Here is a 24,735-nt window from a genome sequence, read left to right on the forward strand (position 1 = left end):
CCGATTTCATATCTGAAATCGGTTTTTTTTAGCATTTTTCTTAAATGAAAATTTTGGCAGGTGATTCCTTTGAAAAACACGGTAAGGGTGATTATATTTTTAGCGGTATTATCCGGGCTCTTGTTTTTCTTTAAGGATCGATTAGAAAGCGGAATATTTGGATTTTTAAGTGTTTTAATTTCGCTGTCGGTTATCTTTATCGGTTTTGTAATTTTCCTTGAAAATCGTCATCCTACACAAACAATTACTTGGTTAGTGGTGTTAGGAGGCTTTCCGCTTATTGGTTTTATATTTTATCTCCTTTTTGGTCGAAATTATCGGAAAGAGAAGATGTTTAGAAAAAAGTATTTCCTTGATAAACAGGCTTTTCTAACGGTTGAAGGTGATGATGATCCCAGAAGTGAGGAAAAGATTAGCTTAATGGGTGAACATCAGGGCAAATTATTTACTTTGGCTCAAAAACTCGGCAACAGCCCTATTTCTTTTGATACCTCTACAAAAGTATTAACCAATGGAGAAGAAACCTTTCGCCATATTATTGAACAATTGAAAAGGGCAAGGCATCATATTCACCTTGAATATTATATTGTTCGTCATGACCAAATTGGGCAGGAAATCAAAAATATTCTAATAGAAAAAGCCAATCAGGGAGTTAAGGTCCGCTTTTTGTTTGATGCCGTTGGTTCATGGCAGCTATCGAAGACTTATATTAATGAACTCCGAAATGCCGGGATTGAAACGGTGTCGTTTGGACCTGTTAAGCTCCCTTTCTTAAATAATAAATTTAATTTCCGTAACCATCGAAAGATTGTTGTCATTGATGGGACGATTGGTTTTGTTGGCGGTTTAAATATTGGTGATGAATATTTAGGAAGAAACAAGGATATCGGCTTTTGGCGAGATACACATTTAATGCTAAAAGGTGAGGCCGTCCGTACACTTCAGCTTATTTTTTTGCAAGATTGGTATTATATGACAAATCATAGCTTTTTAACAGCAGAATACTTATCCCCACAAATTGATCATAAAAGTCACGGTGGTGTTCAACTAATTGCAGGCGGCCCTGATAACGAATGGAGCGTAATTAAAAATATCTTTTTCTCAATGATTGCTTCAGCGAAAAAATCAGTTTGGATTGCTTCACCATATTTTATTCCGGATGAAGATATCTTTTCCGCAATCAAAATTGCAGCACTTAGTGGTGTTGATGTGAGGCTGCTCGTTCCGAATAGGCCTGATAAACGAATTGTTTTTCATGCGTCACGTTCCTATTTCCCAGAGCTTCTTGAAGCAGGGGTTAAGGTGTTTGAATATGAACGGGGCTTTATGCACAGTAAAATTGTGATTGTTGATGATGAACTTGCCTCGATTGGGACATCCAATATGGATATGCGCAGTTTTCACTTGAATTTTGAGGTAAATGCGTTCTTATTTCGGACAAAAAGTACACAAAAACTCGTTGAGGAATATGTAAATGATCTTGAATATGCTAAACAGTTAGATCTGAAAGCTTTTCAAGAACGGCATATTGGCTTTAGGTTATTGGAATCAACAGCACGGTTACTTTCACCATTGTTATAATCTAGAAGATACGAGAACCTCGTAGAAATTTGAACTGCACCCGAATTTTTAGACATATCTAATAATTAGAGGTACAGTTCATTTCGACGTGGTTTTCATTTATATTTAAAGGATTTTAGCAAAATTTGGCGAATAAATAATTTAGAAAGGAGGAGTGCTTCATTGTTAACCGCACGAACAAAAACAGGTAAAAAGCTTTGTCTTGGGTTTGATTATAGAAAGGAGACTCTCTTGGATTTACGAAATAAAGAAGAATTCATTTGTCCGATTTGTGGAGAAAGTGTATTGTTGAAATTAGGTGACCAACGGATTTTTCACTTTGCACATAAGCGAGGAAGCAACTGCCTTGATAATTTTGAAAATGAATCATTTGAACATATAGAAGGGAAAAGACAGCTATTTCAATGGCTTAACAAACAAAATGTTCCTTCAGTCTTAGAGTTTTATGATAGGGAAATTCAGCAGCGTCCTGACATTATGTTCAAGCATAAAGGAAAGAAATATGCTTTAGAATATCAATGCTCTTCATTATCGGAAAAGGTATTTATCAAGAGGACGAAGACGTATATCGAGAATAATTACACCCCATTATGGATAATCTCAAGGAGCCACATACGCCAAAAAAAGAAAAAAACGATCGCTTTGTCTAACTTTCATTATTTATTTTTACGAAGTACTACATTTGGAAATCTTTATATTCCCGCTTATTGCCCCGAAGACCATCTTTTTCAATTAGTAGAATCGATCACTCCCTTCTCGATAAAAAATGCCTTAGTTGAACATTCCTATTATTCACTTCATAATATTGAACTAGATGAGCTATTGGAACCTGAGAAAAAATTTCAGTTCAATCTATCAAGCTGGAATAAGGAAATTGAAAAATTTATTCTGAATTGGACCCTTCATCCACAATCGGGTAAAAAAATATTTCTCCATGAAATTTATAAACGAGGTTTGAACCTTTTTCTATTACCTCCTGAAATCGGACTTCCTGTATTCCATTCATTACTTATTCAAACGCCTTCGATCATTTGGCAGACGTATTTATATCTCGATGTTCTAGCCAGCAAGAGCCCCAACGATTTAATAACCTTTCAAGAAATTAATTTCCATTTTAACAAGAGAATACGAAGAAATGACATCATTTTAAGAAATCTGCCACAGCTGAAAGAGTTAAATCCCATCCTTGCTCAAATAGAGTATTTACAAACATTAGAGCAGCTTGGGGTTTTAATACGAAAAGGGGACACTGCTTTTCAAATGAAGCGGAAAATAATGATTCCGAGGTCGAATCGAGAAAGAGAGGAGGCAAAACTGTTTTTTTATAAAAAAAACAGTAATATCCTTGCAAAAAAGTAAATGAAAGTAGCCTAATGGGCATAATAGAGTAAGGGTGTAATGTCTTTTCTTATGTTTTAAAAGGAAAAAGTAAGGATTAAGAGAATATATTAATGAGTGAATTTTTTTTCGCTTACCGAAATTGAATGGAGGATGGATTATGGCAGATGAAACGGCCGTAAAATCGCTTCCAGCGAGAAGTGAAATCGCTGTGGAAGACACATGGAAATTAGAAGATATTTTTGCAAATGATCAGGAATGGGAAAAAGAGTTTCAAGAAGTTAAAAATCAAATTCCTGGTATTAAAGAATTTGAAGGGAAATTAGGAGAAAGTGCGGAAACATTATACAAAGCACTTCAATTTCAAGATCAATTATTAGAGCGAATTGGTAAGCTTTATACATACTCACATATGCGTTATGATCAAGACACGACGAACTCCTTTTACCAAGGATTAGATGACAGAATGAAAAATCTATACTCTCAGGCAGCAAGTCAGTTGGCTTTTATCGTTCCGGAAATTCTTTCGATTGACGAAAGCAATGTGATGAGTTTTCTGAATGAGAAAGCAGAATTAAAGCTTTATGAACATGCTATTGAAGAAATTAATTTGCAAAGGCCGTACATACTAAGTGCGGAGCAGGAGGCACTACTTGCGGAAGCAAGTGAAGTAATGGATGCTTCTAGCAACACATTTGGTATGCTTAACAATGCTGACCTCGAGTTTCCAACGATAAAAGATGAGAACGGGCATGAGGTTGAAGTGACCCATGGACGCTACAGCCGTTTCTTGGAAAGTGAAGACCAGCGTGTTCGCCGCGATGCCTTTAAAGCCGTTTATAAGACGTATGGTAATTTTAAAAATACGTTCTCAAGTACTTTGAGCGGCAATGTGAAAAAGGACAACTTTAATGCAAGAGTACGAAAATATGATTCAGCAAGACATGCAGCCCTTTCAGCTAACAATATTCCTGAAAGTGTATATGATAACCTTGTTAATACGGTTAACGAGAACCTTCACTTATTACATCGGTATGTGAAGCTTCGGAAAAAGGTTTTAGGTTTAGAAGAGTTGCATATGTATGATTTATATACACCTTTAGTAAAAGATGTGAAAATGGAAATTACGTACGATACTGCGAAGGATTTAGTCATTAAAGGGCTTGCACCATTAGGTGAGGAATATTCTAAAATCCTAAAAGAAGGCTTTGAAAATCGCTGGGTTGATGTCCATGAGAATAAAGGGAAGCGGAGCGGTGCTTACTCTTCCGGGGCATATGGCACCCATCCATATATTTTGATGAACTGGCATGATAATGTGAATAATTTATTTACATTGGCCCATGAATTTGGTCACTCCGTTCATAGCTATTATACACGAAAATCACAGCCGTACCCGTACGGAGACTACTCGATTTTCGTTGCTGAGGTAGCTTCAACTTGTAATGAAGCTCTGTTAAATGATTATTTATTAAAAACAATTGATGATGAACAAAAGCGGATTTACCTTCTAAATCATTATTTAGAAGGCTTTAGAGGCACCGTTTTCCGTCAGACGATGTTTGCAGAGTTTGAACATTTAATTCATCAAAAAGCACAAAATAATGAGGCGTTAACAGCTGATTCTTTAACCGAGGCCTATTATGCGTTGAACAAAAAGTATTATGGTGAAGAGGATATTGTGATTGATGAGGAAATTGGCTTAGAGTGGGCGAGAATTCCGCATTTCTATTACAATTATTATGTTTACCAGTACGCAACTGGCTTTAGTGCAGCTACCGCCTTAAGCAAGCAAATTTTAGAGGAAGGCGAGCCAGCGTTGAAACGGTATATCGAAGAATTCCTCTGTGCCGGTAGCTCAGATTTTCCGATTGAAGTGCTCAAAAAAGCAGGGGTAGACATGACAAGTGCTGGCCCAATAAAGGATGCATGTAAGGTATTTGAAGAAAAGCTAAATGAATTAGAACAGCTTTTATCATAATAAGAAAAGTGGAAGTTCACTTGACGCTGGGCACTAAAGCTAGACAAGTAGGAAAAAGGAATGGTACCGTTATGGCTGCCATTCCTTTTTTCAAAAACCCCTAAAACGTTTTCGGTTATTATGATAAACTAGGAAGATTAAAATTGAAATAAACAAAATAGGCATGCTGAGGAATAGTGGAAAAATCTTAATTAAAGCAAGTAAATGAAGAAAAAAAGCAAACAAAATAAAAAGAAGCATAATGATCAAAGGAATTTTGTTCACAGTAATTGCCACCTTTGTAAGATTGTTCACTACTATGTATATTGTCCATTTCGTGAATATATGACTTTTCCCGCAATAACGGGCAGCATGACTCCTGATTCAAGACTTTATGTAAAATGGATAAGTGCAGGGCAACTGCACGTAAAAGCCTACTGGACTCAGAAAACCATCATTGGGGGAAAGGAAAAACCTCATTGATGGAAGTTTCACTTTATGACAATATTGTGAAATAAAGCACATACTTATTGTCAATTGTTCTAAATGCATGTTATATTTAATGCGTGAAGTTGATCACAACAAACATATACCCCTTTGTTTGACCGTGAAAAATTTCTCCCATCCCCTTTGTTCGTATTAATAGAAAAAATGCCTTGCAGTCTGAACTGCAAGGCATTTTTATTTTTCTAATATGCATAAAAAAATGCCGGATTACTATAAACCGGCATTTGATTATTCTTCAATATATCTCCAAAATGTTCCGTATTTTGCAGGAATCTGTTCTACCACTTGCTTTAACAGCAGCTTTTTCATTTCCCGTTCGATTTGTGAAATCGACATATTATAGACAACGGCAATTTCCTTTGAAGCTACAAATTTAAAAAACTTCATAAACGTTTCTAATGAAGGTGGAGGAGATTTTACTGGCTTTTCTGAGAGCATTTCTTCTAATATTTGGACATATACCTCATATGGATAGGAACCAGTAATTTTGATGCCTTCATCTTCTGTATTTTCATTAAAAAATACAAGGGTAGGAATTTCATAAACATCCATTTCAGAAGTGATTTTCAAATCACATTGGAAGGCTTTAGCTGCACTATCAGAATGAATATCTGCCATGAATTCTTCTACATCCAGGCCTGAACTACCTGCACATTCCTTTAATACTTCAAGATTAGAAGTATTCTGCTTTTCTAAAAATAACATTTCTTGAATTTTTCGAAGAAAACGCAGACCCGCGCGTCTCCCTTGTAATTCTGCCGCTTTTAGAGCAATTGAAACGGTATAAGGATTGTCCACAGGATTCTCTAACCATATGCTGCCATCACATGACATTCCCGTTCTGTTTGCTGTCTTTTCCCAAAATTGAGCGATGTTTTCATAGTTCTTTTTTTTACTTACATTTAAATCGGCTAACCGTCCGCTTAAAACATGCTTAATTGAAAAATATCTTCCATACTCAATTTGCAGCTTTTTAAGTATCGGCTCAAGTGCCCAGCACTCGGGGCATAAAGGATCAATAAACATATAAATTTCAATAGGTTTTTTATCACTGCCGCTGCAACGTTTCTTTGAGCTCGGCAATTTAAAATTACTCACGATTTTCACCTGTTATCTCGCCTTCATCAGGCGTATTAATCATATGCTGCGCAGTAAGAGTTAGCCGATAGTAAAATTCATCTCTTAGCGGACCTTGTAAGCCAACCATGTCCATTGCTTGTTTCATACAAGATAACCATGCTTTTGCACGGGTTGGTGTAACTGGAAATGGCAAATGACGCGCACGCATCATCGGATGTCCATGCTCCTCCGTATAAATCTGCGGGCCGCCTAAGTATTGTGTTAAAAATTGCTTTTGTTTTCGAGCAATTTCTGTAAATTGATTCGGGAATATTGGAGCAAGATCAGGATGTTGTGCAACAAGGCCATAAAAAGTGTCGACAAGATGGTTTAAAGTATCTTCACCAATGGTCTCAAATGGCGTAACCTTTTTCTCATTCACGTTGACAACTCCTTTAATGTCTTTTGTAATCATATTTTATCAATGCCTATTTCATATCTCAAATGAATTGCTTTGAAAAGGGTTATTTATAAGCTAAATACGTTATTAATGTATACAATGGTGTGTTTTCTTAGTGAATGCACGAGGAACTTGTCGGATAGTAAAATATTCCTTTGCTTAATTATGGTGATTGCATCATTTTAAGTCAGGCTGGTTATATTTTTGATTATAAAAACGCCGAATTTTATTTTCTGTTTTTCGTTCAGGAATCATAAATTTAGAAAGAAGCTCTTTAAAAGTTTTCAGTCCTTCTTGATAGTTATCAACTTCAAGTTCTAATTCATAATCTTCAATAGTTAGATAAGAACTATGGTCAAGAACAAGCAAACCATTTTTGTATTTTATTTCAACTCTATTTGTCCTTAACGAGCCAAAATACTTCAGTTTGGAAAACGGGATTCCAATTTCTTCGATTAATTGTTGAACCAATCCGTCTGGAAGTCTTTCAACTTTAAATGCTGATGAAGCTTCTTCGGCGCATAAAATTTGATTAGTTTCAAGAAGACCAACTGTAGCTGGCTGCTTTAAGGTCATCTCGTAAGCTCCGCCCTTTTTGCGAATTCTTAATGCAACACCTATACTCTTTAAAGCAAAATCAGGTGTATCAAAGTAGTGGTTTTCCTGAGAGAAAATTTGCTTTTTATCAATGCTAAATTCGACAAGGAACCTTTCATATTCCTTTTTGGTGAGCATATTTTTAAATTCGATTTCAATATTTTGTGACATCGTCTGTCATCCTTTCACAAGGGTGTTCTTTAATAATACCTATGAACTCTGATAACTGTCCAGCTCCAGCGCCTAGGGGTTTGGGTGTATATGCCCTAAGCAAGGCGCTTCCGCTTTTCTTTTAAGATAAAAACTTTTTTTGTACTTTGAGAATTGTCCAGCTTCAGCACCCAGCGACTAGTGGCCATCCCACTCCTCCCTACGATAAGTCAACATCGAATCGCTGTCGCTCTCCGTGTTTCCTTTATCTCAGTCAGAGCGGGCCCCTGGCCATAGGTCGCTAACCGGGCGCTTCCGCTTTTCTTTTAGACTGCAATCCTTGGGAGAAAGGGGGGATTATGCTAAAATAGGAAGGTGAAAGATGGAGGTTAAAAGATGAAGAAGAGAATAACGATCTTAAAGGCTAACATTACAGAAAATAAGCTATTATTAGAAACAAATGAACCCGTCAGCGGATTAGTTCCGGGTGAGCAGATTCTTGTAGACTCTGAACAATATTCATTTATTTACTTAATGGAGGGTCAAAAAGATTATTCATTTATTGTTCTAACTGAAGATATATGGCCTATACTTAAGAATGCAAAAGTGCAAGAGATTCCTGTATGGGTAACATTTAAAGAAGAACAGACAGAACTAATAAATTTTCATGATGAATTAGAATATGTAATTAGTAATATTAAAGGTAATAGTAACTATGGTAATGAAATGGTTGCGAAAGTAGAGGGAATTTTCTAAACATAACTGTTTCTTCGAGGTGGTATCATGAAGCATTGGGATCAATTTTTAGCCCCATATAAACAAGCTGTTTCAGAGCTTAAAATTAAATTAAAGGGAATGAGGGGGCAATTTGAACTAGATTCTACTCATTCACCAATTGAATTTGTTACAGGCCGCGTTAAACCAATCGCAAGTATTCTCGATAAAGCGAATCAAAAAGGCATCCCGTTGGAGAGACTGGAAGAGGAAATGCAGGATATTGCTGGCATGCGGATTATGTGTCAGTTTGTCGAAGATATACATATGGTTGTCAATTTATTAAGAACCCGAAATGATTTAGAAATAGTGGAGGAAAGAGATTATATTTCCCATAAAAAGACAAGTGGGTACCGCTCATACCATGTAGTGATTCGTTACCCTGTTCAAACCATTCATGGAGAAAAGAAAATTCTTGCCGAAATTCAAATTAGGACGCTGGCGATGAATTTTTGGGCAACAATTGAACATTCATTAAACTATAAGTATAAAGGGATATTTCCAACAGATATCCAAATGAGACTGCAAAGGGCTTCTGAAGCCGCATTTCGGCTTGATGAGGAAATGTCGTTAATCCGTGGTGAAATCCAGGAAGCTCAGGCTTTTTTTACAAGAAAGAAAGAGTTGAAGCATGAGGAAAAAAACTAGTGAATAGACAGCCTTTTGACAGCCATTTAGTACAAGGAGCAGAAAAATATGAAATTTGCGATTACTTCAAAAGGAGATCAAAAATCAAACATATTGATGCACAAAATGAGGACGTATTTACTTGATTTTGATCTTATATACGATGAGGACCAACCAGATATTGTCGTTTCCATTGGCGGCGATGGGACATTGCTTTATGCTTTCCACCGCTATAGCAGTCGTTTGAGTAAAACTGCATTTGTGGGAATCCATACAGGACACCTCGGTTTTTATGCCGACTGGATTCCTGATGAAATTGAAAAGCTTGTGATTGCAATTGCTAAAACCCCATATCAAGTCGTCGAATATCCCTTGCTTGAGGTCATCATTCGTTACTCGCATGCCGGGAAGGAATCGAGGTATTTAGCCCTTAACGAATCCACCGTAAAAAGTGTTGAGGGGACACTTGTTATGGATGTCGAAATCCGCGGACAGCATTTTGAAAGGTTTCGTGGCGATGGTCTGTGCGTTTCTACGCCTTCAGGAAGTACAGCGTATAATAAAGCACTTGGCGGGGCAATAATCCATCCGTCGATATCTGCTATTCAAGTAGCGGAAATGGCATCCATTAATAACAAGGTGTTTAGAACAGTGGGCTCGCCCCTTATCCTTCCGGCGCATCATACCTGTATGCTGAAACCCGTTAACCGCTCTGATTTTCAGGTAACGATTGATCACCTGACACTGCTCCATAAAGACGTAAAATCGATTCAATTTAGGGTGCCGGAAGAAAAGATTCGTTTTGCCCGCTTCCGTCCATTCCCATTCTGGAAAAGAGTTCATGATTCGTTTATATCTGATTAAGCGGAAGGTACCTGTATGATGACTTCTCGATTTATATTGAACTGGGTTATTGATCATGAACATGCCGGACTGTTAATAAAGGATTTTTTAAAAAATGAAGAGATCTCTCGTACGGCCTTAACGGATATCAAGTTTAAGGGCGGTAGTATTCAAGTAAATAGCGAAGAAGTAAATGTTCGATACAAGTTAAAGATGGGGGATATGCTGACAGTTATCTTTCCTGCTGAGCATCCAAGTCAAGGGGTTCAGGGTGAGGATATTCCGTTAACGATTTTGTTTGAAGACGATTATCTTCTCGTTGTTAACAAACCCGCTGGTATGAATACGATTCCATCAAGGGAACACCCTACGGGTAGTCTTGCCAATGCACTTGTTGGCTATTATCTGTGTATCGGGCTCGAAGCAACGTCCCATATCGTTACTCGGCTTGACCGTGATACTTCAGGGATTGTATTAATTGCAAAGCATCGCCATGTTCATCATTTGTTTAGCAAAATGCAGCAGAAGGGGCAGGTTAAAAGAACATACGAGGCTTTTGCAGGAGGTCTGCTTACGTCAGATAGTGGTACCATTAAGGAACCGATTGGCCGAAAAGAGGACAGTATTATAGAAAGAGAAGTGCGTGACGACGGTCAATACGCCTGTACGCATTATCAGGTAATAGAGAGACATCGTTCATTTACACATATCAAGCTGCAGCTTGAAACTGGTCGAACACATCAAATTAGGGTTCATATGTCCTATATTGGCCATCCATTACTCGGGGATGATTTGTATGGGGGAGATAATTCGATAATAGACAGGCAGGCACTTCATTGTCAACAAATCAAATTTAAGCACCCCTTCCTCGGCGAGGAAATGACCTTTACAGCACCATTTCCTCATGATATGGGTAAAATCTTAGATGCTGATCCGATTTAATTTGGATCAGCCTTGTCATTTTGTAATAAAAAAGGTTAAAATTTCGACTTTGAGAATTGTCCATCTCCATAAGAATAGGTTTCGGAAGCGATTCCTCGCACGAAGGAAAAGCGTTGGCTTTTTCGAGGAACTCGCAGTGTCTAGTATACTAGCTGCTAAACGGGTTGTTCCGCTTTTCTTTCAATCCATATTTTTAAATTTTTCCTCGAAATATGGCATAGTAGAAGGAACAGAAACCAATTCCATTTCTGGGTACCTTAATGAGGTAAGCTTGCCACCGAAAACAGCACCTGTATCAATATTATATGTGTTGTTGAGGATGCGTGGCTCTGTTACTGGTGTATGTCCGTAAACAATTAAGAAGTCGCCATGATACGATTTCGCCCAATCTCTTCTTACAGGTGAGCCGTCAGGGTGTTTTTCACCGGTTATATCTCCATATAGAACAAATTTTTTGACCTTTGCATGTGTCTGTCCGATAAATTCCTCTTTAATTCCTGCATGTGCAATAACGAGCTTTTGATTGTCTAATACTAAATAAAGTGGTGCATTTTCATAAAGCTCAATAAATTTTTTTCGAATGGATTGCTGGTCTTCTTTAAATAATGATTCATATTCTGCGACAGTTGTTTCAAGACCGTGGGCAATCTGTACTTTATTCCCCAGAAAGAAGCGGTATAACTTATTGCAATGATTTCCGGGGGTGTAATATGCCTGTTTAAGCTTGATCACCAGCTGCCAAACAATCTCAATCACCTTTATTGATTCCGGTCCCCTGTCAGTTAAATCGCCAACGAAACCGAGCACCCTGTATTCAGGATGAACTGGTATCCCATTTTCCCATTTGTAGCCAAGCTTTAAGGTAAGCTCTTTAAATTCACTAAAACATCCGTGAATATCACCAATAATATCAATTTTCATGAGATGCATCCTCCTGTTAATTATTTTTTATGAAAAAGTTTATTTTTATCAAAAGAATTTTTAATTTTGAGAGGTGGTTCAAAATTATGGGTTCGATTGTACCCATGGTGACACAGAATTACAGATGCGTGACCTCTTAATTGTAACTGGCTCGAAAGAATATGTTGACGAGTTGAAAGGGGAATTGGATTTTATGAAACATGCTAAAAGTTTGTTTTAGGAATTATTACTATACTTTTCATTTGTGACGAATTAGTGTAGTATTAGTACCAAGTACTAATATCTTGTAATTAATGTAGGGGGACTTTAATATGAATCTTTCTTTAGCAGGAAAAACATTTGTAGTAATGGGTGTGGCCAATAAACGAAGTATTGCGTGGGGAATTGCCCGCTCACTGCATAACGCAGGGGCTCGATTAATTTTTACGTATGCAGGTGAAAGAATTGAAAGCAGTGTTCGTGATTTAGCAAATTCTTTGGAGGCTGATGGGACACTCGTCCTTCCGTGTGATGTAACAAGCGATGATGCAATTGCTACTTGTTTTGCAAAAATAAAAGAGTCAGTTGGGACGATTCATGGGCTGGCACATTGCATTGCATTTGCAAAAACAGAGGATTTAAAAGGTGAATTTGTGAACACTTCAAGGGATGGATTCCTGCTTGCACAAAATATAAGCTCCTACTCTCTAACGGCCGTTGCCAAAGAAGCACGTGGCTTGATGACTGAAGGAGGAAGTATTGTAACATTAACCTATTTAGGTGGTGAGAGAGCAATTCCAAACTACAATGTCATGGGTGTAGCGAAAGCATCTCTAGATGCAAGTGTCCGTTATTTAGCTGCTGACCTTGGAAAAGATGGCATCCGTGTTAATTCCATATCTGCTGGCCCTATTCGTACCCTATCAGCCAAAGCGATTGGAGAATTTAATTCTATTTTAAATGAGATTGAAGAAAGAGCACCATTACGCAGAGCAACTTCCCCAGAAGAAGTTGGTGATACTGCCCTGTTCCTCTTCAGTAACCTATCCCGTGGAATTACCGGTGAAAACATTCACGTCGATTCCGGATATCATATTCTTTAATAAAATCAACAAAGCCCGCTTAAAGAAGCGGGCTTTTGTTAGCTGGAAAGAAAGTATAAACTTTTTCAAGTTTATACTTTCTTTCTGCGCATAAGTGCAACTACGCTTCTGTCTTCGTCCTTAGGGGCTCGTCAATCGGCTAGTTTTCTTTATGTATTCGTTTAACCTGAGTGAAATTCTTTGTAAACGAGTATTGGCCTTTCGCATACATATAATGTGTAGGATTACGTTAATAGGAGGTGAAATGAATGTCGAAAATGAAGAGTAAAGGACCGCTTTTATATGTCCATCAGACTTTTTCAATGACTCCAACAAATCACAACATGCAGGAATTGTATACAAACAAACAGAACTTGGAATCATTAGAGGAAGAAAAGCTGCAAGTGAATGAAAGCCCTAAGAAAATTTCCCGTACGAAAAAAGATCTTTTCCAAGAACCTATACCAATTGATGTGGTCAAATCGGAGAATCTGCAAACTGCACAACAACAGCAAACACATCGGAGATCATTAAATAGGGTAAAACCCTTTAAAGAAATGGACTTAAACGAGCGCTTAGACTACTTAATCAACTTTCCAAAAGTACTTCCACCTGTTCCGTGTGTATTTTATACTACTGAAAAAAATCATCAAGGTTACCTAGCGGAATACGATCATCAGCAAGTAACGATTAAGTTAAATGATCAAACATTTAAAACCGTCCCGCTTCAGGAATTAACGGATGTCATTATGATTGGGATTAAAAAAGTCTAGAAAGTAAAGAAGCCAGCCGATATACGACTGGCTCATTTTAATGGGCGTTTTTTTTAATTACAAAGTCCTAGGTTAACGTCAGCAACACATTGGACTGAACAGAAGCAGCTTAAATCAACTGTTATGCAATCATTGCTTGCGCGGAATCGCTCAACCTGGCAAACCTTTGTTAGGTCAATACAACATTTGTCTCCGCTGGATACAAGGTTTACTGCATGGAAGTTTCCACCTTCGCGACGTCCTGGTACTAATACCCGAAGTGTAGCACAACAGTTGTCAAATACTTCTTCTACTCGGAAGAATATAGACACACAAGCATTGCTTTCATTCGTTAAAAAAGCATGGAATGGAGAACCGTCTGCCGTACTTAAAATAAATACACGCGTATCAACAGGCTCTCTTCTTGCTGGTGACACTAACGTTCCTAGTGGCTCTGTAAAACAACTGGAACACTCTACACATTCATCTTCTACAGCGTTATCTTGGATTTCTTTAATGGCACGAACTACTTCGCAAACACAGTTCCCGCTGCGAAAATCGTCATGATTTTTCCCGCTACCCATTTTATTTTCCTCCTTCATCAATGATATATATCTTACATTACTAACATATTTCACAGAGGGCTTTTGGGTTACGGACAATTGCCTTGTTTGGAAAAATTAGGCGGATGTTTACTCTAATTGAAAAAGAAAGGGGCAATTCATGATGAAAATAACCTTTATAAACTTCCTAATAGTGTCACTCGCGAGCTTTAGGCTGACAAGATTGCTTGTTTTTGATAAAATAACCGAATTTATTCGCAGTCCTTTTTTCGATGAATTAAGTGAGGAAAATGAGGATGGTGAAATAGAGGTTTATTACATTCCCAAGAAATCAGGGGTCAAGAAATTTATGGGTGAACTTCTCAGCTGTTATTGGTGTACAGGTATCTGGGCAGCAGCCCTCATTGTAGTGTTATATTATATTTCTCCTAACTTTTCTGCACCAATCATCCTTATATTAGCGGTTGCAGGTTTTGCTTCGATTCTTGAATTTTTCGTACAGTATTTTATCGAAAAATAATCCTTTCGCTGAGACAAGACTTGCAGAGGGTTCATATTTTATTTAGTAGGTGTTGAATAAATAATGAGGGAGAGAGAGAAGTGAAAAATAAAAAAACGAGAAAGAAAAAAGCCCAATCCGCACCAAAATCAAATGAGGTAAAGAAAAAAGGCTGCGGGTGTGGTAAAAAAAAGACATTTAAGTAAAAAAGGAAAACTGCTGGTTATCTGGCAGTTTTTTATTTTTCTTTTTTGAGCAAATTCCCAAAAATTATGTTATCAAGTCATAATTTTTGCCAATTTCGAAAAAACTACAAGTAATAGTAACTCAAAAAATGGAACAAGGAAAGGGAAGCAAATGATCATTAGATATCAAATATTGTTCGCTTGTTTATTTTTATTGGCAGCCTGTAATCATAATCCACACGTAAGGGATAGTCAATTGGCATTGATGAAAACGACAAATCCTAAGCCGGTGGTAACAGATCAAAATAAAAGTAATGACAGCGTGGAAGAAATTAAAAAGGATGTAAGCTCTTTTCCAGAACTTTATGATGTGGCCGTGATAAAAGGAAAAAAGGATACGCTTGTTGTTTATAAAGTAAAACATTTATACCGATTTAATATGAAAAAAATTGAAAAGGATGTAAACAAGAAGTTAGAGAAGAAGTATCCGAAAGAAAACTTTACTGTTTCAAGTGACTATAAGATTTTTCTAGAAGCAGTTAGACTTGATGAGAAGATGAAATCTGCTAAGTTTTCCCACAAAGAGGCTGAAAAGCGCTTGGAGGATATCGTCAAAATGACGGACAAAACGAAGTAAGAAAGGAGAATGAAGATGCCGACTACCAAACAAAAAAATACGACACCCCAACAGCGAAACTATCAACAGTTACAGCAAAAACATGAAATAAAACGACCAGTATTAAAGAATTGTTTGAAAGCATTTTTTGTTGGAGGATTTATATGCGTTATTGGTCAGGCAGTTAGTTATTTTTACATATATTTTTTTGATTTTACAGAACAAAGTGTAGGAAATCCGACTGTGGCAACAATGGTCTTCTTCTCGATGCTGTTAACAGGTTTTGGAGTTTACGATCGCCTTGGACAATTTGCTGGTGCAGGAAGTGCTGTGCCTGTTACCGGTTTTGGAAACGCTGTAATCTCAGCTGCGATTGAACACCGTACAGAAGGGTTTGTGCTAGGAGTGGGCGGGAATATGTTTAAACTTGCAGGATCAGTGATTCTCTTCGGAGTATTTTCTGCTTTCGTAGTTGCATTGATTAAAACGCTGCTCGTGATTTGGGGGGTTTTGTAATTGTTAAGAGGTCATCAATCATGGGTGTTCGAGAATCGGCCAATGATTACCGCCACGGGTGTAACGGGAGGGCCATTTGAAGCAAATGGAAAATTGGCGAATGATTTTGATTTATTATATGAAGACCTATGGATGGGAAAAGAATCCTACGAAAAGGCTCATAGTTTATTGCTTGAAGAGGCCATAAAAATGGCATTGCAAAAAGGGAATGTACAAAAAGAACAGGTACAATTTTTATTTGCAGGAGATTTAATTAATCAAATTACGCCAACCAGCTTCGCGGCAAGAACGATGCAGATTCCCTATTTTGGTCTTTTCGGTGCCTGCTCCACATCAATGGAGGGTTTGGCACTCTCATCCTTCGTGGTTAATTACCAGGGGGCAAAATACGTGCTGACAGGTGCTTCAAGCCACAATGCTGCCGTAGAAAAGCAGTTCCGTTATCCGACAGAATATGGCGGCCAAAAGCCACCGACTGCACAGTGGACAATAACCGGTGCCGGGGTAGCACTTGTCGAGCCAAATGAGCCTGGTAAGCAGCATCCGGTGACAACCTCGGCGACCATTGGGAAGGTCGTAGATATGGGCTTAACAGACCCATTTAATATGGGTGGGGCAATGGCACCTGCAGCAGCTGATACGATTATCGCTCATTTCCGTGACATGCAATTGGAACCTTCGTATTATGATTTAATTGTTACCGGTGATCTGGGAAGAGTCGGCCATGATACTGCGTTTGAATTGCTCAATAAAAGCGGACTGGAAATGGAACGAGGACAATTTCAGGATTGCGGCTTATTAATGTATAAAAATGATCAACCGGTTCAATCCGGGGGAAGCGGTGCAGGTTGTTCAGCAACGGTTTTATATGGACATCTCCTAAACCAATTGAAAAAAGGGACATATAGACGAATTTTAGTTGTAGCGACAGGGGCATTGTTATCCCCTCTTAGCTTTCAACAAAATGAAACAATCCCGTGTATCGCCCATGCTGTAGCGATTGAGATGAATGAATAGAAGAGGTGAGGGTTTGTGTTAGCAATGTATTTCTGGGCATTTGTGATTGGCGGATTAATTTGTGTCTTCGGTCAGTTATTATTTGATGTAGCAAAACTAACGCCGGGACATACCTTGAGTTTGCTTGTCGTTTTAGGTGCAGTTTTAGATGGATTCGGACTTTATGAACCACTGGTTGATTTCGCAGGAGCAGGAGCAACTATTCCAATCACCAGCTTTGGGAATTCCCTAGTACATGGAGCGATGCAAGATGCGAAGGCACATGGAATTATAGGGGTATTAACAGGTATGTTTCAAGTAACGAGTTCTGGAATCTCCGCTGCCATTATATTTGCGTTTATTGGGGCACTTATTTTTAAACCCAAAGGTTGAAATGCACATTTTGGATCTATTTTTTTGATTAGTCGGTCATGCCTACACACACTATTATGTAATTTCATATGTTATTAATGAGATTACTAAAGTGAGGTGACAGTCTATGTGCTTTGGATATGGCGGCTGCGGCTACGGAGGTGGCTATGGCTACGGCGGTGGTTTCTACGGAGGTTCTACTTTCGTATTAATTGTTGTATTGTTCATTCTTTTAATCATTGTCGGAACAAGCTTCTTTTAATAAGCGATGAACTTGTCTCGAATGAAGGGGGTTGGCCAATAAAGTGGCTAACTCCTTTCTTTATTGTTAATATGAACGCTATGCAAGGGTAAGTATAGGTAAGGGAACTCAAGATTTTTATTTCAAAAAGGTTTAGGATAATCCTAAACCTTACAATATAAACAAAGAATGAGAAAAGTTAGTTTTACTAAAAATCAAACGATCTAATTCAGATTCAGCTTTTGTTCCAAAAAATAGGATAGAGGTTTGTCCGAGATTTTATTGCAAGACATACACCAATAAATACTGATGGAGTTGCTCCTAATATTCTAGCGAATTCTTGATAGAGGGAATCATATTTTCCAACAATAATCATTTCCTAAATTAGCTTTTTAGAAATAATATTATACATAATCATTTTTGGGTATGTGAATCGAATTTATTGATAAAAAAGAAAGTGGCACAACTTAATCCACTCTCTTTCGATTCCTTTTGAAGATTTTGACGTTTGAAAGGTCATTCGGATCATCTAATTTATAACGATAATTTTCTCTTAGGTTAAGACTTTGGAGTCTTTCAACCGCCTCTTCAAATTCCACATTGTTCATTTGTTTCGTTGCAAGTAATGAGCATAATATGGCAAAAGCTATTGCAGTTGTATCAACGTGTACATCGATTTGGATATCTACGTCAGAGTTCCCGCTTTGCCCAATCGAATTTATGGTTTCATTTCTGATTTTGATATTGTCCTGTTCAATGGAACGAGATTCCGCATTATTTTTGTTATCAATTAATTGTCTTTGTGAATGATGATCCGCAGTATTCATCCATTTGTGAGGTACATTTTGCCTTCGCTGTCTATGATTATCCATATGTTCACCTACCCTAAAAAGGGTGGGGGTTTTTTAACCCCACCCCCATAGTTAATAATTAAAAATCAACATCAACATCAGTATTTTGATCTTGGTCGTTTTCTTGCTCTTGATCAGATCTTACACGAGCATTACTTCTGCTATTTATTGTAATATCAACTCTTGAATTTCCGGAATTTGATACTGTTGAGCGCGCTTCATTAGTATTTTTATCAACGTTTCGGACTTCTGCCTCAGCCTCTGCTTCATTTCTGTTTCGTAATTCATTTTCGAGATCATTATCAATATCTACATCTACATTTGTATTATTTCGACGGGTCAAACCTGTGCGTATAATATTGTCAGTTCTTTTTCTTGTATTTCTTGTATTTCTTGTATTTCTTTTACTTCTTCTATTTGTCATTTGAAAATCCTCCTTGTTTTATCCGCAATTGCTTTTTTTCGTACTATTAAACCTTTTTTATTGAAACGAGTATGACAGATTTGAATACCTTAAATTTCGGTATCAATATTTGTATTTTGTTCCTGGTCGCTATCTTGTTCTTGGTCAGATCTAACTTTGGCATTACTTCGGCTGTTCAACCTTACATTAACCCGGGAATTCCCGGAATTAGAAATAGTAGTCCGGGCAATATTTGTATTATTATCCGTATTTCGGACATCTGCTTCAGCTTCGGATTCATTATTGTTTCTTACATTATTATCAACGTTATTATTTACCCTGATGTTTTCGCGATTCTGATTATTCCTTCTACTTGAACTCACTATAATTTCACCTCCATTATCTGTACTTGCTTTCTATTTTATTCCTGATGATAAAAGTGGATTGGTCATTTTACCAAGGACAAATACCCCTTTTATAAGGAAAAAAATATTTGGGTAATATGAACTATGTAAAGATCAATAAATGACTTAAACGATAGCCCTCAAAAAAGTACATCAAATAATGGACAAATATTGGAGATTTGAAATAAAATACGGACCAGCAGTTTTTGTCCAATAATTCTTAATCACCATTTTCCTTTTTCTTCATACAATAAAGTAGTTTATGAAGGAGTGTGAGTTTAGAACATGGATAATGGGTTCTTTAAAAACATAGAAAAGAAAACGGGCGTTAACATGAAAGATATCTTTGATTTAGCAAACTCATTACAAAATGCTAATTTTAAGGATGAAAAAACTGTCCGTAGTGTGATTCGAAGAGTTTCTAAGATTGCCAATAAACCTGTAAATAAAGAACTGGAAAATCAAATAGTTAAATCAATCATTAACGATGGTAAGAAGCTTGATTTCAATACAATCGCGAATATGATGAATAAGAAATAAAAAAGAAGAAGATTAATTCCTAAATATAGGAATCGGTCTTCTTCTTTTTATTAATTGGTGCTAAGAACCTGGTGGGGTTTGCCTTTTTTCCTCTTCTGCTGCTAGGTAAGGAGATAAAAAGCTGGTCCTTTGCACGAGTCATCGCTACATAAAATAATCTTCTCTCTTCTTCGAGAGCGGTAAAGTCACCATTTCGATAAGCATCTAGGGAAAAATCATGGGGAAGGCTCCCATCTACAGCGCCGATTATATAAACAGTTTGGTATTCAAGTCCTTTAGCCCGGTGGATGGTGCTAAGGCTGATGGCATCTGGAAAATGCTTACTTAAATTCTTAATTTCCTTATTCATTGCAGACATATGCTCGGCATGTGCCAACAATGCCTCTATTGTATTAAAACTCTTTGCGGACACTTTTAGATCTTTAAGATCGTCCGACCCTTTTTCAAGCTTACTCGACTCATTTCCCCGTTTCTTAAGAAAATCAAGAAACCCAATGTCTTTTTCTATTTTTTCAATGGCAAGAGCTGGGGACAAATGCTTTAGGCCGCGGATGACGGTTACCGCCTTTTTTAACTTTTTCTCTTGAAAGGCATGAGCTGTTTTCAAGTGTGAAATCGCCTCAAGAAAACTACAGTCTTTTAGGATGCTCTCTGCTTTTATATCTTTAAGGACAGTCTGTTTTAAAAATAATAATGGTAAAATATCAGCTAGTGCCTGTTGGTCATCTTCGTTAATGCTAACCCTTAAAAATGATAGAGCACTTCTTACAATATAGCGGTCGTAAAATGATTCTGCGTCCTGATCGATTTTAAAAGGAAGGTTCGAGCTGGCTAATCGCTCAAACACCGCACGGGACCCGGCATTAGTTCGATAAAGAATTACAAAATCGCACGGTTTTGCACCTGTCGAGATCTTCTCTTGAATATCAGTGACAATCATCGTCGCTTCTTCCTCTTCATCATAAGGGAAAAATAACAGCGGCAACGTTCCTGATGAAAATTGTGCTTTCATCTTTTTCGTTCTTCTCACCTTATTCACGGAAATCATTTGATTGGCGGCGGCCACAATTTCATGTGAGGACCGGTAATTTTGGTCCAGAGTAACCATTTTGGCAAATGGAAAGTCTCTCTCAAAATTAAGCAAATAGGTTGGATCACTTCCCCTGAAAGAATAAATAGCCTGATCATCATCACCAACGGCACAAACATTTCTATGTTTTCCTGACAGTAGTTTAATGAGTTCATACTGAACTTTATTGATATCCTGAAACTCATCGATTAAGAAATAATGAAAGCGATTCTGATATTGTTCAAGCAGGGCAGGTGATGTGCTCAAAAGCTGATAACAGCCAATGAGCATGTCATCAAAATCAAACAGTCCTTCACGTTGTTTGTATTCCTCATATTTTTGATAAAGGTACACAGCCTTTTCTTCCCATTCGGATACAGGCTTAACCTCATTTGGGAACAGAAGTGAGTTTTTCCAAAAGCCAATCTGCTGCAGCGCTAAATCATAGGCAAATTCTTTTTCAGACAAGTTGAGCTCTTTACCAGCAATTTTTAGGATTTTATCTCGCTGCCATTCTTTTTTTAGCAGTTTGTTAGACGACCAATTCATTCCATCATGAAACATAAGAATACGATAGAAAATACTGTGAAACGTGCCAGTGACGAGTCGATTGATGGTTTCTCGTTTCATATTTGGATAGGACATCAAACGGTTCTTCATTTCAGCAGCAGCTTTTGAAGTGAAGGTAACAAGCATGATAGAACTTGGTTCAACATGTTTTGCCTCAAGCATATACGCTGTACGTGCCGTTAACACTCTTGTTTTGCCGCTTCCTGCGCCAGCAAGGACTAATAACGAGCCCTCAGTCTCCATGACTGCTGCTGCCTGACTTTTATCTAGAATGGTTCCATTTTCAGCAAGCTGCTGTAAATATGGTGAAAAATCGTTATGAATTTCTCCGGTTGTTTGTTTAAACGGGACAGTGTATTCAATGTTTTTTGCGGGTTTGAAGAGATCTAAGTCTTTAGGGGTTGCTATAATAGTCCTGCCTTGCGGTATCTTAAATCCGTTTCGCTCGATAAAGTGTTCGGTACCGTCCATTTTAACAATTGGAGGGAGCGGATCCGGACATTGTTTTTCTGGCGAGTGAACATGAAAAAAATGTGGGTTCAGCTGTATACCAAGAAACAATCGCACCTTCTCATTACAGACAGGACAGTGCAGCTCACCATTTTTTCCAGCAAGAAATATTTTTTGATATTGATCTCGAGCTAGTGTCTCTAGAGCAATGTTTTGATTTTGATAGATAGCTGTTTTCATATTTTTAAACCTCTATTTCTATAAATAAGACATGTTCTATCATATCAAAACCTTCTAATAACTAAAAGGAGTTTCGTAATCAAAAATGGAAAGATCAAAATAGCATCTGGTAGATCGAGGGGATTGGCACTCGAAATCGCCGAAAAAGAGAGAATAACGATACTTATAGGGGTTATAAGCGACCCAAACCGTAGGAAAAGAGAGAGGATGGTCGCTTATAGGGGTTTTAGGAGCCCGACACGGTAGGAAAGGAAAGGTAACTAATAGCTTAAAACAAGAAAATGACGAGTGCTAAATTCACTCGTCATTTCTAAAAACATTTTTATTTTCCACTCAACCTCTAATATCGAGGCAAGGTTTTCATTAGGTTAAACTTCTTTCATCATCGTCTTATGTGGAATTCCTGCATCTAAAAATTCTTCTGAGACAACTTCATATCCAAGACCGGAATAGAAGGGTATGGCATGCGTTTGGGCATTTAGCTTTAATTTGTGTAAACCTTGTGTATCAGCGTAGCTCTCGATTGCATTCATTATCGCCTTGCCAGCGCCCGTTTTTCGTGCTTCTTTTAAAACACAAATGCGTTCAACTTTCCCGCAGCCATCGACAACACGAAATCTGCCAGCACCGACAGGCGAACCTTCATGGTACATCACAAAATGAGTGGCATCGTCTTCAAATTGATCGATTTCTTCTTCGAGCGGGACATTTTGCTCTTCGACAAAAACAATTTTTCTTACTAAAAAAGCATCTTCAAGTTCCTTTTGAGTTTCAACAACCTTAACTGTCACGGCCAACTATTCCTTTCCAAGACGAAATGTTTCATAAACAGTCCAAGAACCATTTTCTAATTGATAAAGCAAATGGAAGCGGTCGATCGTTTCTTCATGATTTACTTTTGTCATCCGTAGTGAACCGAAGACATCTGAATGCTCATCATTAGAAAGCTTTTGACCAATCGTAATATGGGGTACGAAGGCATAATCTAGATTTTCCTTGTTAAATTCCTGATTGATTTCAGAATGCAGGTTTGTAAGTTCCTCTGTCGGATCTATTTTAAAATAGATGACATTATTTACAGGCTGGAAAGAGCTGATTTTGGATGTTTTTAATGAGAACGGCTTTGTAGTACTGGCGATTTTCCGTAATTTATTGGAAAAATCCTTTGCATCTTCTTCATTTGCTTCAAAGGCATTCTTTAATGTTAAATGTGGAGGAATAAGAGCATAATGCGGGTCATAGCGTTTACGATAAGAATTCACTAAATCTTGAAGCTTTTTTGATGGAAAAATAACAACACCAAATTTCATAGGTTTACCTCCATTTAAATGAAATTATTTTTTTAGAAAAATAATACTAAAAGCGCCTTCTGATTATTATAGCAAATTTTCAAAATATATAAAATAACATACATAACTTAATGAAAACTTTAGTTCAATGGTTGTGAGACTAAAATAACATTTTAAGTGCTTTTCTTAAATCGGGCTGCCAGTATTTCCATGTATGATTTCCATTAAACTCTTCATAAAAATATGTAAAAGGTTTTTCTGATATTACTTTGGAGAGTTTCCGGTTTGGGCTTAGGAAATCACTTATTCTTCCGTCTGTGGTTTGTACTTCTGTTTCTTGAGTGCCAATTACATGATAAATTTCAATAAGGTGTGCTTCCGAAAAGTCATTGACTAATTTCAATACTTGCTCGTTAACAAACGGAGACTGGAGCACCACTTTGCCAAAGGTATGCGGGTATTGAAGGGCAGTCATTAACGAGACTGTTGCCCCTAAGGAGTCTCCAATTAACGCTCTTGTCGAGCCCATATGATAAGTAGGAAATTCTTTATCAAGAAATGGCACTAATTCATGTGCAAGAAACCGAATATATTGCTGGTTTTGGTCTCCATCCGGGTGGTATTTTCGCCGGCGATCCTCTACATCCTTATAGGGCACTCCTACAATAATGATATTTTCAATCTCTCTTTCAAAAAGAAACTCATCTGCCAATCGTCCGATCCGGCCGAGCTGAAAATAATCCCGGCCATCCTGGGCGATTAGCAGCGAGTATTTATAGAGCGGTGAGAAGTTTGCTGGAAGATAGACAAGGAGCTGTATTTCCTCTCCAAGTTCCAAGCTTTGAAAGGTAAGTTCTTTAATTGTGCCTTTTGGAAATTCCATTACGATTATTCCCCCCATGATTCGATTATTACATGTGCATTTTAACATAACTGGTGAGGAATTGCTTTTGGCAGGTTAAATGTTAGTGGATGTGAGGGAGAGCAGGATTAATGAAGAAAATGATTCTTATAATGAGATTCAGGTAAAATAGATAAAATGTTTTCACGTTTAAAGGTTCGTATTAGTTTTCGTGTCAAACAAAAGGCACGAATGTAGTTATCATTCATTTCTTTTACTATTAGTTTTCTTTGTGATAATTCTTGGTTTTCAGCAAGATAAATCATCTCCAACGGTATATGTTCCTCGATTGAACGGATCAAAAGCCCATCCATGTGAATCACTCCCTTCTTTATGATAATTTTATTATAACCGAACGTTAGTTCTTTATTCAAGTTCAATAAGAACTAATGTTCTGTTTTTTATGAACTGCTTTCCCAAAATTGCTGTAGGTCGTAATTAAATGGTAAAATAAAGAA

The 24,735-nt window shown here is 37.5% G+C and carries 29 protein-coding genes; 16 read left to right on the top strand and 13 right to left on the bottom strand.

What is annotated here, in order from left to right:
* Window positions 1-69: 69 nt before the first annotated feature.
* The 3 genes from cls (at window position 70) to pepF (ending at window position 4,900) form a co-directional block, all read left to right on the top strand.
* On the top strand, window positions 70-1,581 hold the full coding sequence (gene cls / locus QNH20_RS07610) for a cardiolipin synthase (protein WP_283922291.1): 1,512 nt from the start codon (window positions 70-72) through the stop codon (window positions 1,579-1,581).
* A 162-nt stretch (window positions 1,582-1,743) separates the two neighbouring features.
* The gene (locus QNH20_RS07615; protein WP_283922292.1) at window positions 1,744-2,940 is read left to right on the top strand and encodes a competence protein CoiA; all 1,197 of its coding nucleotides are present in this window, start codon (window positions 1,744-1,746) and stop codon (window positions 2,938-2,940) included.
* A 139-nt stretch (window positions 2,941-3,079) separates the two neighbouring features.
* Entirely contained in the window at window positions 3,080-4,900 is a 1,821-nt protein-coding gene (pepF, locus tag QNH20_RS07620) for an oligoendopeptidase F (protein WP_283922293.1), read from the top strand.
* A gap of 714 nt (window positions 4,901-5,614) precedes the next feature.
* On the opposite strand, the gene QNH20_RS07625 is transcribed toward pepF, so the two are convergent.
* The 3 genes from QNH20_RS07625 to QNH20_RS07635 all read right to left on the bottom strand — a co-directional run bounded on the left by QNH20_RS07625 (window position 5,615) and on the right by QNH20_RS07635 (window position 7,673).
* A complete protein-coding gene (locus tag QNH20_RS07625; protein ID WP_481858055.1) occupies window positions 5,615-6,493 on the bottom strand; it encodes a ClpXP adapter SpxH family protein in 879 nt (292 codons plus the stop codon).
* The gene (locus QNH20_RS07630) at window positions 6,477-6,887 is read right to left on the bottom strand and encodes a globin domain-containing protein (RefSeq protein ID WP_283922295.1); all 411 of its coding nucleotides are present in this window, start codon (window positions 6,885-6,887) and stop codon (window positions 6,477-6,479) included. The genes QNH20_RS07625 and QNH20_RS07630 overlap by 17 nt, the downstream gene beginning before the upstream one ends.
* A 195-nt stretch (window positions 6,888-7,082) precedes the next feature.
* Window positions 7,083-7,673: a CYTH domain-containing protein gene (locus QNH20_RS07635; protein WP_283922296.1), complete on the bottom strand. Its 591-nt coding sequence runs from the start codon at window positions 7,671-7,673 to the stop codon at window positions 7,083-7,085.
* Window positions 7,674-8,048: 375 nt separating this feature from the next.
* On the opposite strand from QNH20_RS07635, the gene QNH20_RS07640 reads away from it, so the two are divergent.
* From QNH20_RS07640 to QNH20_RS07655, 4 genes are read left to right on the top strand one after another with little or no spacing between them, the layout of a single operon-like run.
* Window positions 8,049-8,408 carry a UPF0738 family protein gene (locus QNH20_RS07640; protein ID WP_283922297.1) on the top strand — a complete coding sequence of 120 codons (360 nt, stop codon included), beginning with the start codon at window positions 8,049-8,051 and terminating at the stop codon, window positions 8,406-8,408.
* A 27-nt stretch (window positions 8,409-8,435) separates the two neighbouring features.
* Window positions 8,436-9,074 (top strand): GTP diphosphokinase, encoded by a 639-nt coding sequence (yjbM, locus tag QNH20_RS07645; RefSeq protein ID WP_283922298.1) that lies wholly within the window; start codon window positions 8,436-8,438, stop codon window positions 9,072-9,074.
* Window positions 9,075-9,122: 48 nt separating this feature from the next.
* Window positions 9,123-9,917 carry an NAD kinase gene (locus QNH20_RS07650; protein ID WP_283922299.1) on the top strand — a complete coding sequence of 265 codons (795 nt, stop codon included), beginning with the start codon at window positions 9,123-9,125 and terminating at the stop codon, window positions 9,915-9,917.
* Window positions 9,918-9,932: 15 nt separating this feature from the next.
* The gene (locus QNH20_RS07655; protein WP_283922300.1) at window positions 9,933-10,838 is read left to right on the top strand and encodes an RluA family pseudouridine synthase; all 906 of its coding nucleotides are present in this window, start codon (window positions 9,933-9,935) and stop codon (window positions 10,836-10,838) included.
* A 180-nt stretch (window positions 10,839-11,018) separates the two neighbouring features.
* On the opposite strand, the gene prpE is transcribed toward QNH20_RS07655, so the two are convergent.
* Entirely contained in the window at window positions 11,019-11,759 is a 741-nt protein-coding gene (gene prpE / locus QNH20_RS07660; protein ID WP_283922301.1) for a bis(5'-nucleosyl)-tetraphosphatase PrpE, read from the bottom strand.
* 311 nt (window positions 11,760-12,070) lie between these two features.
* Between prpE and fabI the strand changes: the two genes are divergently transcribed.
* Together fabI and QNH20_RS07670 are read left to right on the top strand one after the other, a co-directional pair.
* Entirely contained in the window at window positions 12,071-12,841 is a 771-nt protein-coding gene (gene fabI, locus QNH20_RS07665; RefSeq protein ID WP_283922302.1) for an enoyl-ACP reductase FabI, read from the top strand.
* Window positions 12,842-13,089: 248 nt separating this feature from the next.
* Complete coding sequence (locus QNH20_RS07670) at window positions 13,090-13,593, top strand: CotO family spore coat protein (RefSeq protein WP_283922303.1); 504 nt, start codon at window positions 13,090-13,092, stop codon at window positions 13,591-13,593.
* A 53-nt stretch (window positions 13,594-13,646) separates the two neighbouring features.
* On the opposite strand, the gene QNH20_RS07675 is transcribed toward QNH20_RS07670, so the two are convergent.
* Window positions 13,647-14,156, bottom strand: a complete 510-nt coding sequence (locus tag QNH20_RS07675; RefSeq protein ID WP_283922304.1) for a CotY/CotZ family spore coat protein — start codon at window positions 14,154-14,156, stop codon at window positions 13,647-13,649.
* A gap of 139 nt (window positions 14,157-14,295) precedes the next feature.
* Between QNH20_RS07675 and QNH20_RS07680 the strand changes: the two genes are divergently transcribed.
* The 6 genes from QNH20_RS07680 (at window position 14,296) to QNH20_RS07705 (ending at window position 17,581) form a co-directional block, all read left to right on the top strand.
* Entirely contained in the window at window positions 14,296-14,655 is a 360-nt protein-coding gene (locus QNH20_RS07680) for a DUF1360 domain-containing protein (RefSeq protein ID WP_349632707.1), read from the top strand.
* 336 nt (window positions 14,656-14,991) lie between these two features.
* Window positions 14,992-15,456, top strand: a complete 465-nt coding sequence (locus QNH20_RS07685) for a YhcN/YlaJ family sporulation lipoprotein (protein ID WP_283922305.1) — start codon at window positions 14,992-14,994, stop codon at window positions 15,454-15,456.
* A gap of 15 nt (window positions 15,457-15,471) precedes the next feature.
* Window positions 15,472-15,951: a stage V sporulation protein AC gene (gene spoVAC / locus QNH20_RS07690; protein ID WP_283922306.1), complete on the top strand. Its 480-nt coding sequence runs from the start codon at window positions 15,472-15,474 to the stop codon at window positions 15,949-15,951.
* The gene (gene spoVAD, locus QNH20_RS07695; protein ID WP_283922307.1) at window positions 15,952-16,968 is read left to right on the top strand and encodes a stage V sporulation protein AD; all 1,017 of its coding nucleotides are present in this window, start codon (window positions 15,952-15,954) and stop codon (window positions 16,966-16,968) included.
* 15 nt (window positions 16,969-16,983) lie between these two features.
* Window positions 16,984-17,340 (top strand): stage V sporulation protein AE, encoded by a 357-nt coding sequence (spoVAE, locus tag QNH20_RS07700; protein ID WP_283922308.1) that lies wholly within the window; start codon window positions 16,984-16,986, stop codon window positions 17,338-17,340.
* Between the two features lie 106 nt (window positions 17,341-17,446).
* The gene (locus tag QNH20_RS07705; RefSeq protein WP_283922309.1) at window positions 17,447-17,581 is read left to right on the top strand and encodes a YjcZ family sporulation protein; all 135 of its coding nucleotides are present in this window, start codon (window positions 17,447-17,449) and stop codon (window positions 17,579-17,581) included.
* Between the two features lie 446 nt (window positions 17,582-18,027).
* Here QNH20_RS07705 and QNH20_RS07710 read toward each other — a convergent pair whose 3' ends face one another.
* From QNH20_RS07710 to QNH20_RS07720, 3 genes are all read right to left on the bottom strand, one after another.
* Complete coding sequence (locus QNH20_RS07710) at window positions 18,028-18,432, bottom strand: hypothetical protein (RefSeq protein WP_283922310.1); 405 nt, start codon at window positions 18,430-18,432, stop codon at window positions 18,028-18,030.
* A 58-nt stretch (window positions 18,433-18,490) separates the two neighbouring features.
* Complete coding sequence (locus tag QNH20_RS07715) at window positions 18,491-18,835, bottom strand: hypothetical protein (protein WP_283922311.1); 345 nt, start codon at window positions 18,833-18,835, stop codon at window positions 18,491-18,493.
* 89 nt (window positions 18,836-18,924) lie between these two features.
* The gene (locus QNH20_RS07720) at window positions 18,925-19,197 is read right to left on the bottom strand and encodes a hypothetical protein (RefSeq protein ID WP_283922312.1); all 273 of its coding nucleotides are present in this window, start codon (window positions 19,195-19,197) and stop codon (window positions 18,925-18,927) included.
* 306 nt (window positions 19,198-19,503) lie between these two features.
* On the opposite strand from QNH20_RS07720, the gene spoVIF reads away from it, so the two are divergent.
* Window positions 19,504-19,758: a sporulation-specific transcription regulator SpoVIF gene (gene spoVIF / locus QNH20_RS07725; RefSeq protein WP_283922313.1), complete on the top strand. Its 255-nt coding sequence runs from the start codon at window positions 19,504-19,506 to the stop codon at window positions 19,756-19,758.
* A gap of 19 nt (window positions 19,759-19,777) precedes the next feature.
* On the opposite strand, the gene QNH20_RS07730 is transcribed toward spoVIF, so the two are convergent.
* From QNH20_RS07730 to QNH20_RS07750, 5 genes are all read right to left on the bottom strand, one after another.
* On the bottom strand, window positions 19,778-22,087 hold the full coding sequence (locus QNH20_RS07730; protein WP_283922314.1) for a UvrD-helicase domain-containing protein: 2,310 nt from the start codon (window positions 22,085-22,087) through the stop codon (window positions 19,778-19,780).
* A gap of 368 nt (window positions 22,088-22,455) precedes the next feature.
* Window positions 22,456-22,878: a GNAT family N-acetyltransferase gene (locus QNH20_RS07735; RefSeq protein ID WP_283922315.1), complete on the bottom strand. Its 423-nt coding sequence runs from the start codon at window positions 22,876-22,878 to the stop codon at window positions 22,456-22,458.
* 6 nt (window positions 22,879-22,884) lie between these two features.
* Window positions 22,885-23,397 (bottom strand): YjcG family protein, encoded by a 513-nt coding sequence (locus QNH20_RS07740; protein ID WP_283922316.1) that lies wholly within the window; start codon window positions 23,395-23,397, stop codon window positions 22,885-22,887.
* Between the two features lie 139 nt (window positions 23,398-23,536).
* Window positions 23,537-24,259, bottom strand: a complete 723-nt coding sequence (locus QNH20_RS07745) for an alpha/beta hydrolase (RefSeq protein WP_283922317.1) — start codon at window positions 24,257-24,259, stop codon at window positions 23,537-23,539.
* A gap of 107 nt (window positions 24,260-24,366) precedes the next feature.
* Window positions 24,367-24,591 carry a hypothetical protein gene (locus QNH20_RS07750; RefSeq protein WP_283922318.1) on the bottom strand — a complete coding sequence of 75 codons (225 nt, stop codon included), beginning with the start codon at window positions 24,589-24,591 and terminating at the stop codon, window positions 24,367-24,369.
* Window positions 24,592-24,735: the final 144 nt, after the last annotated feature.

This window comes from Neobacillus sp. WH10, assembly GCF_030123405.1.
Taxonomy (GTDB): Bacteria; Bacillota; Bacilli; order Bacillales; family Cytobacillaceae; genus Neobacillus.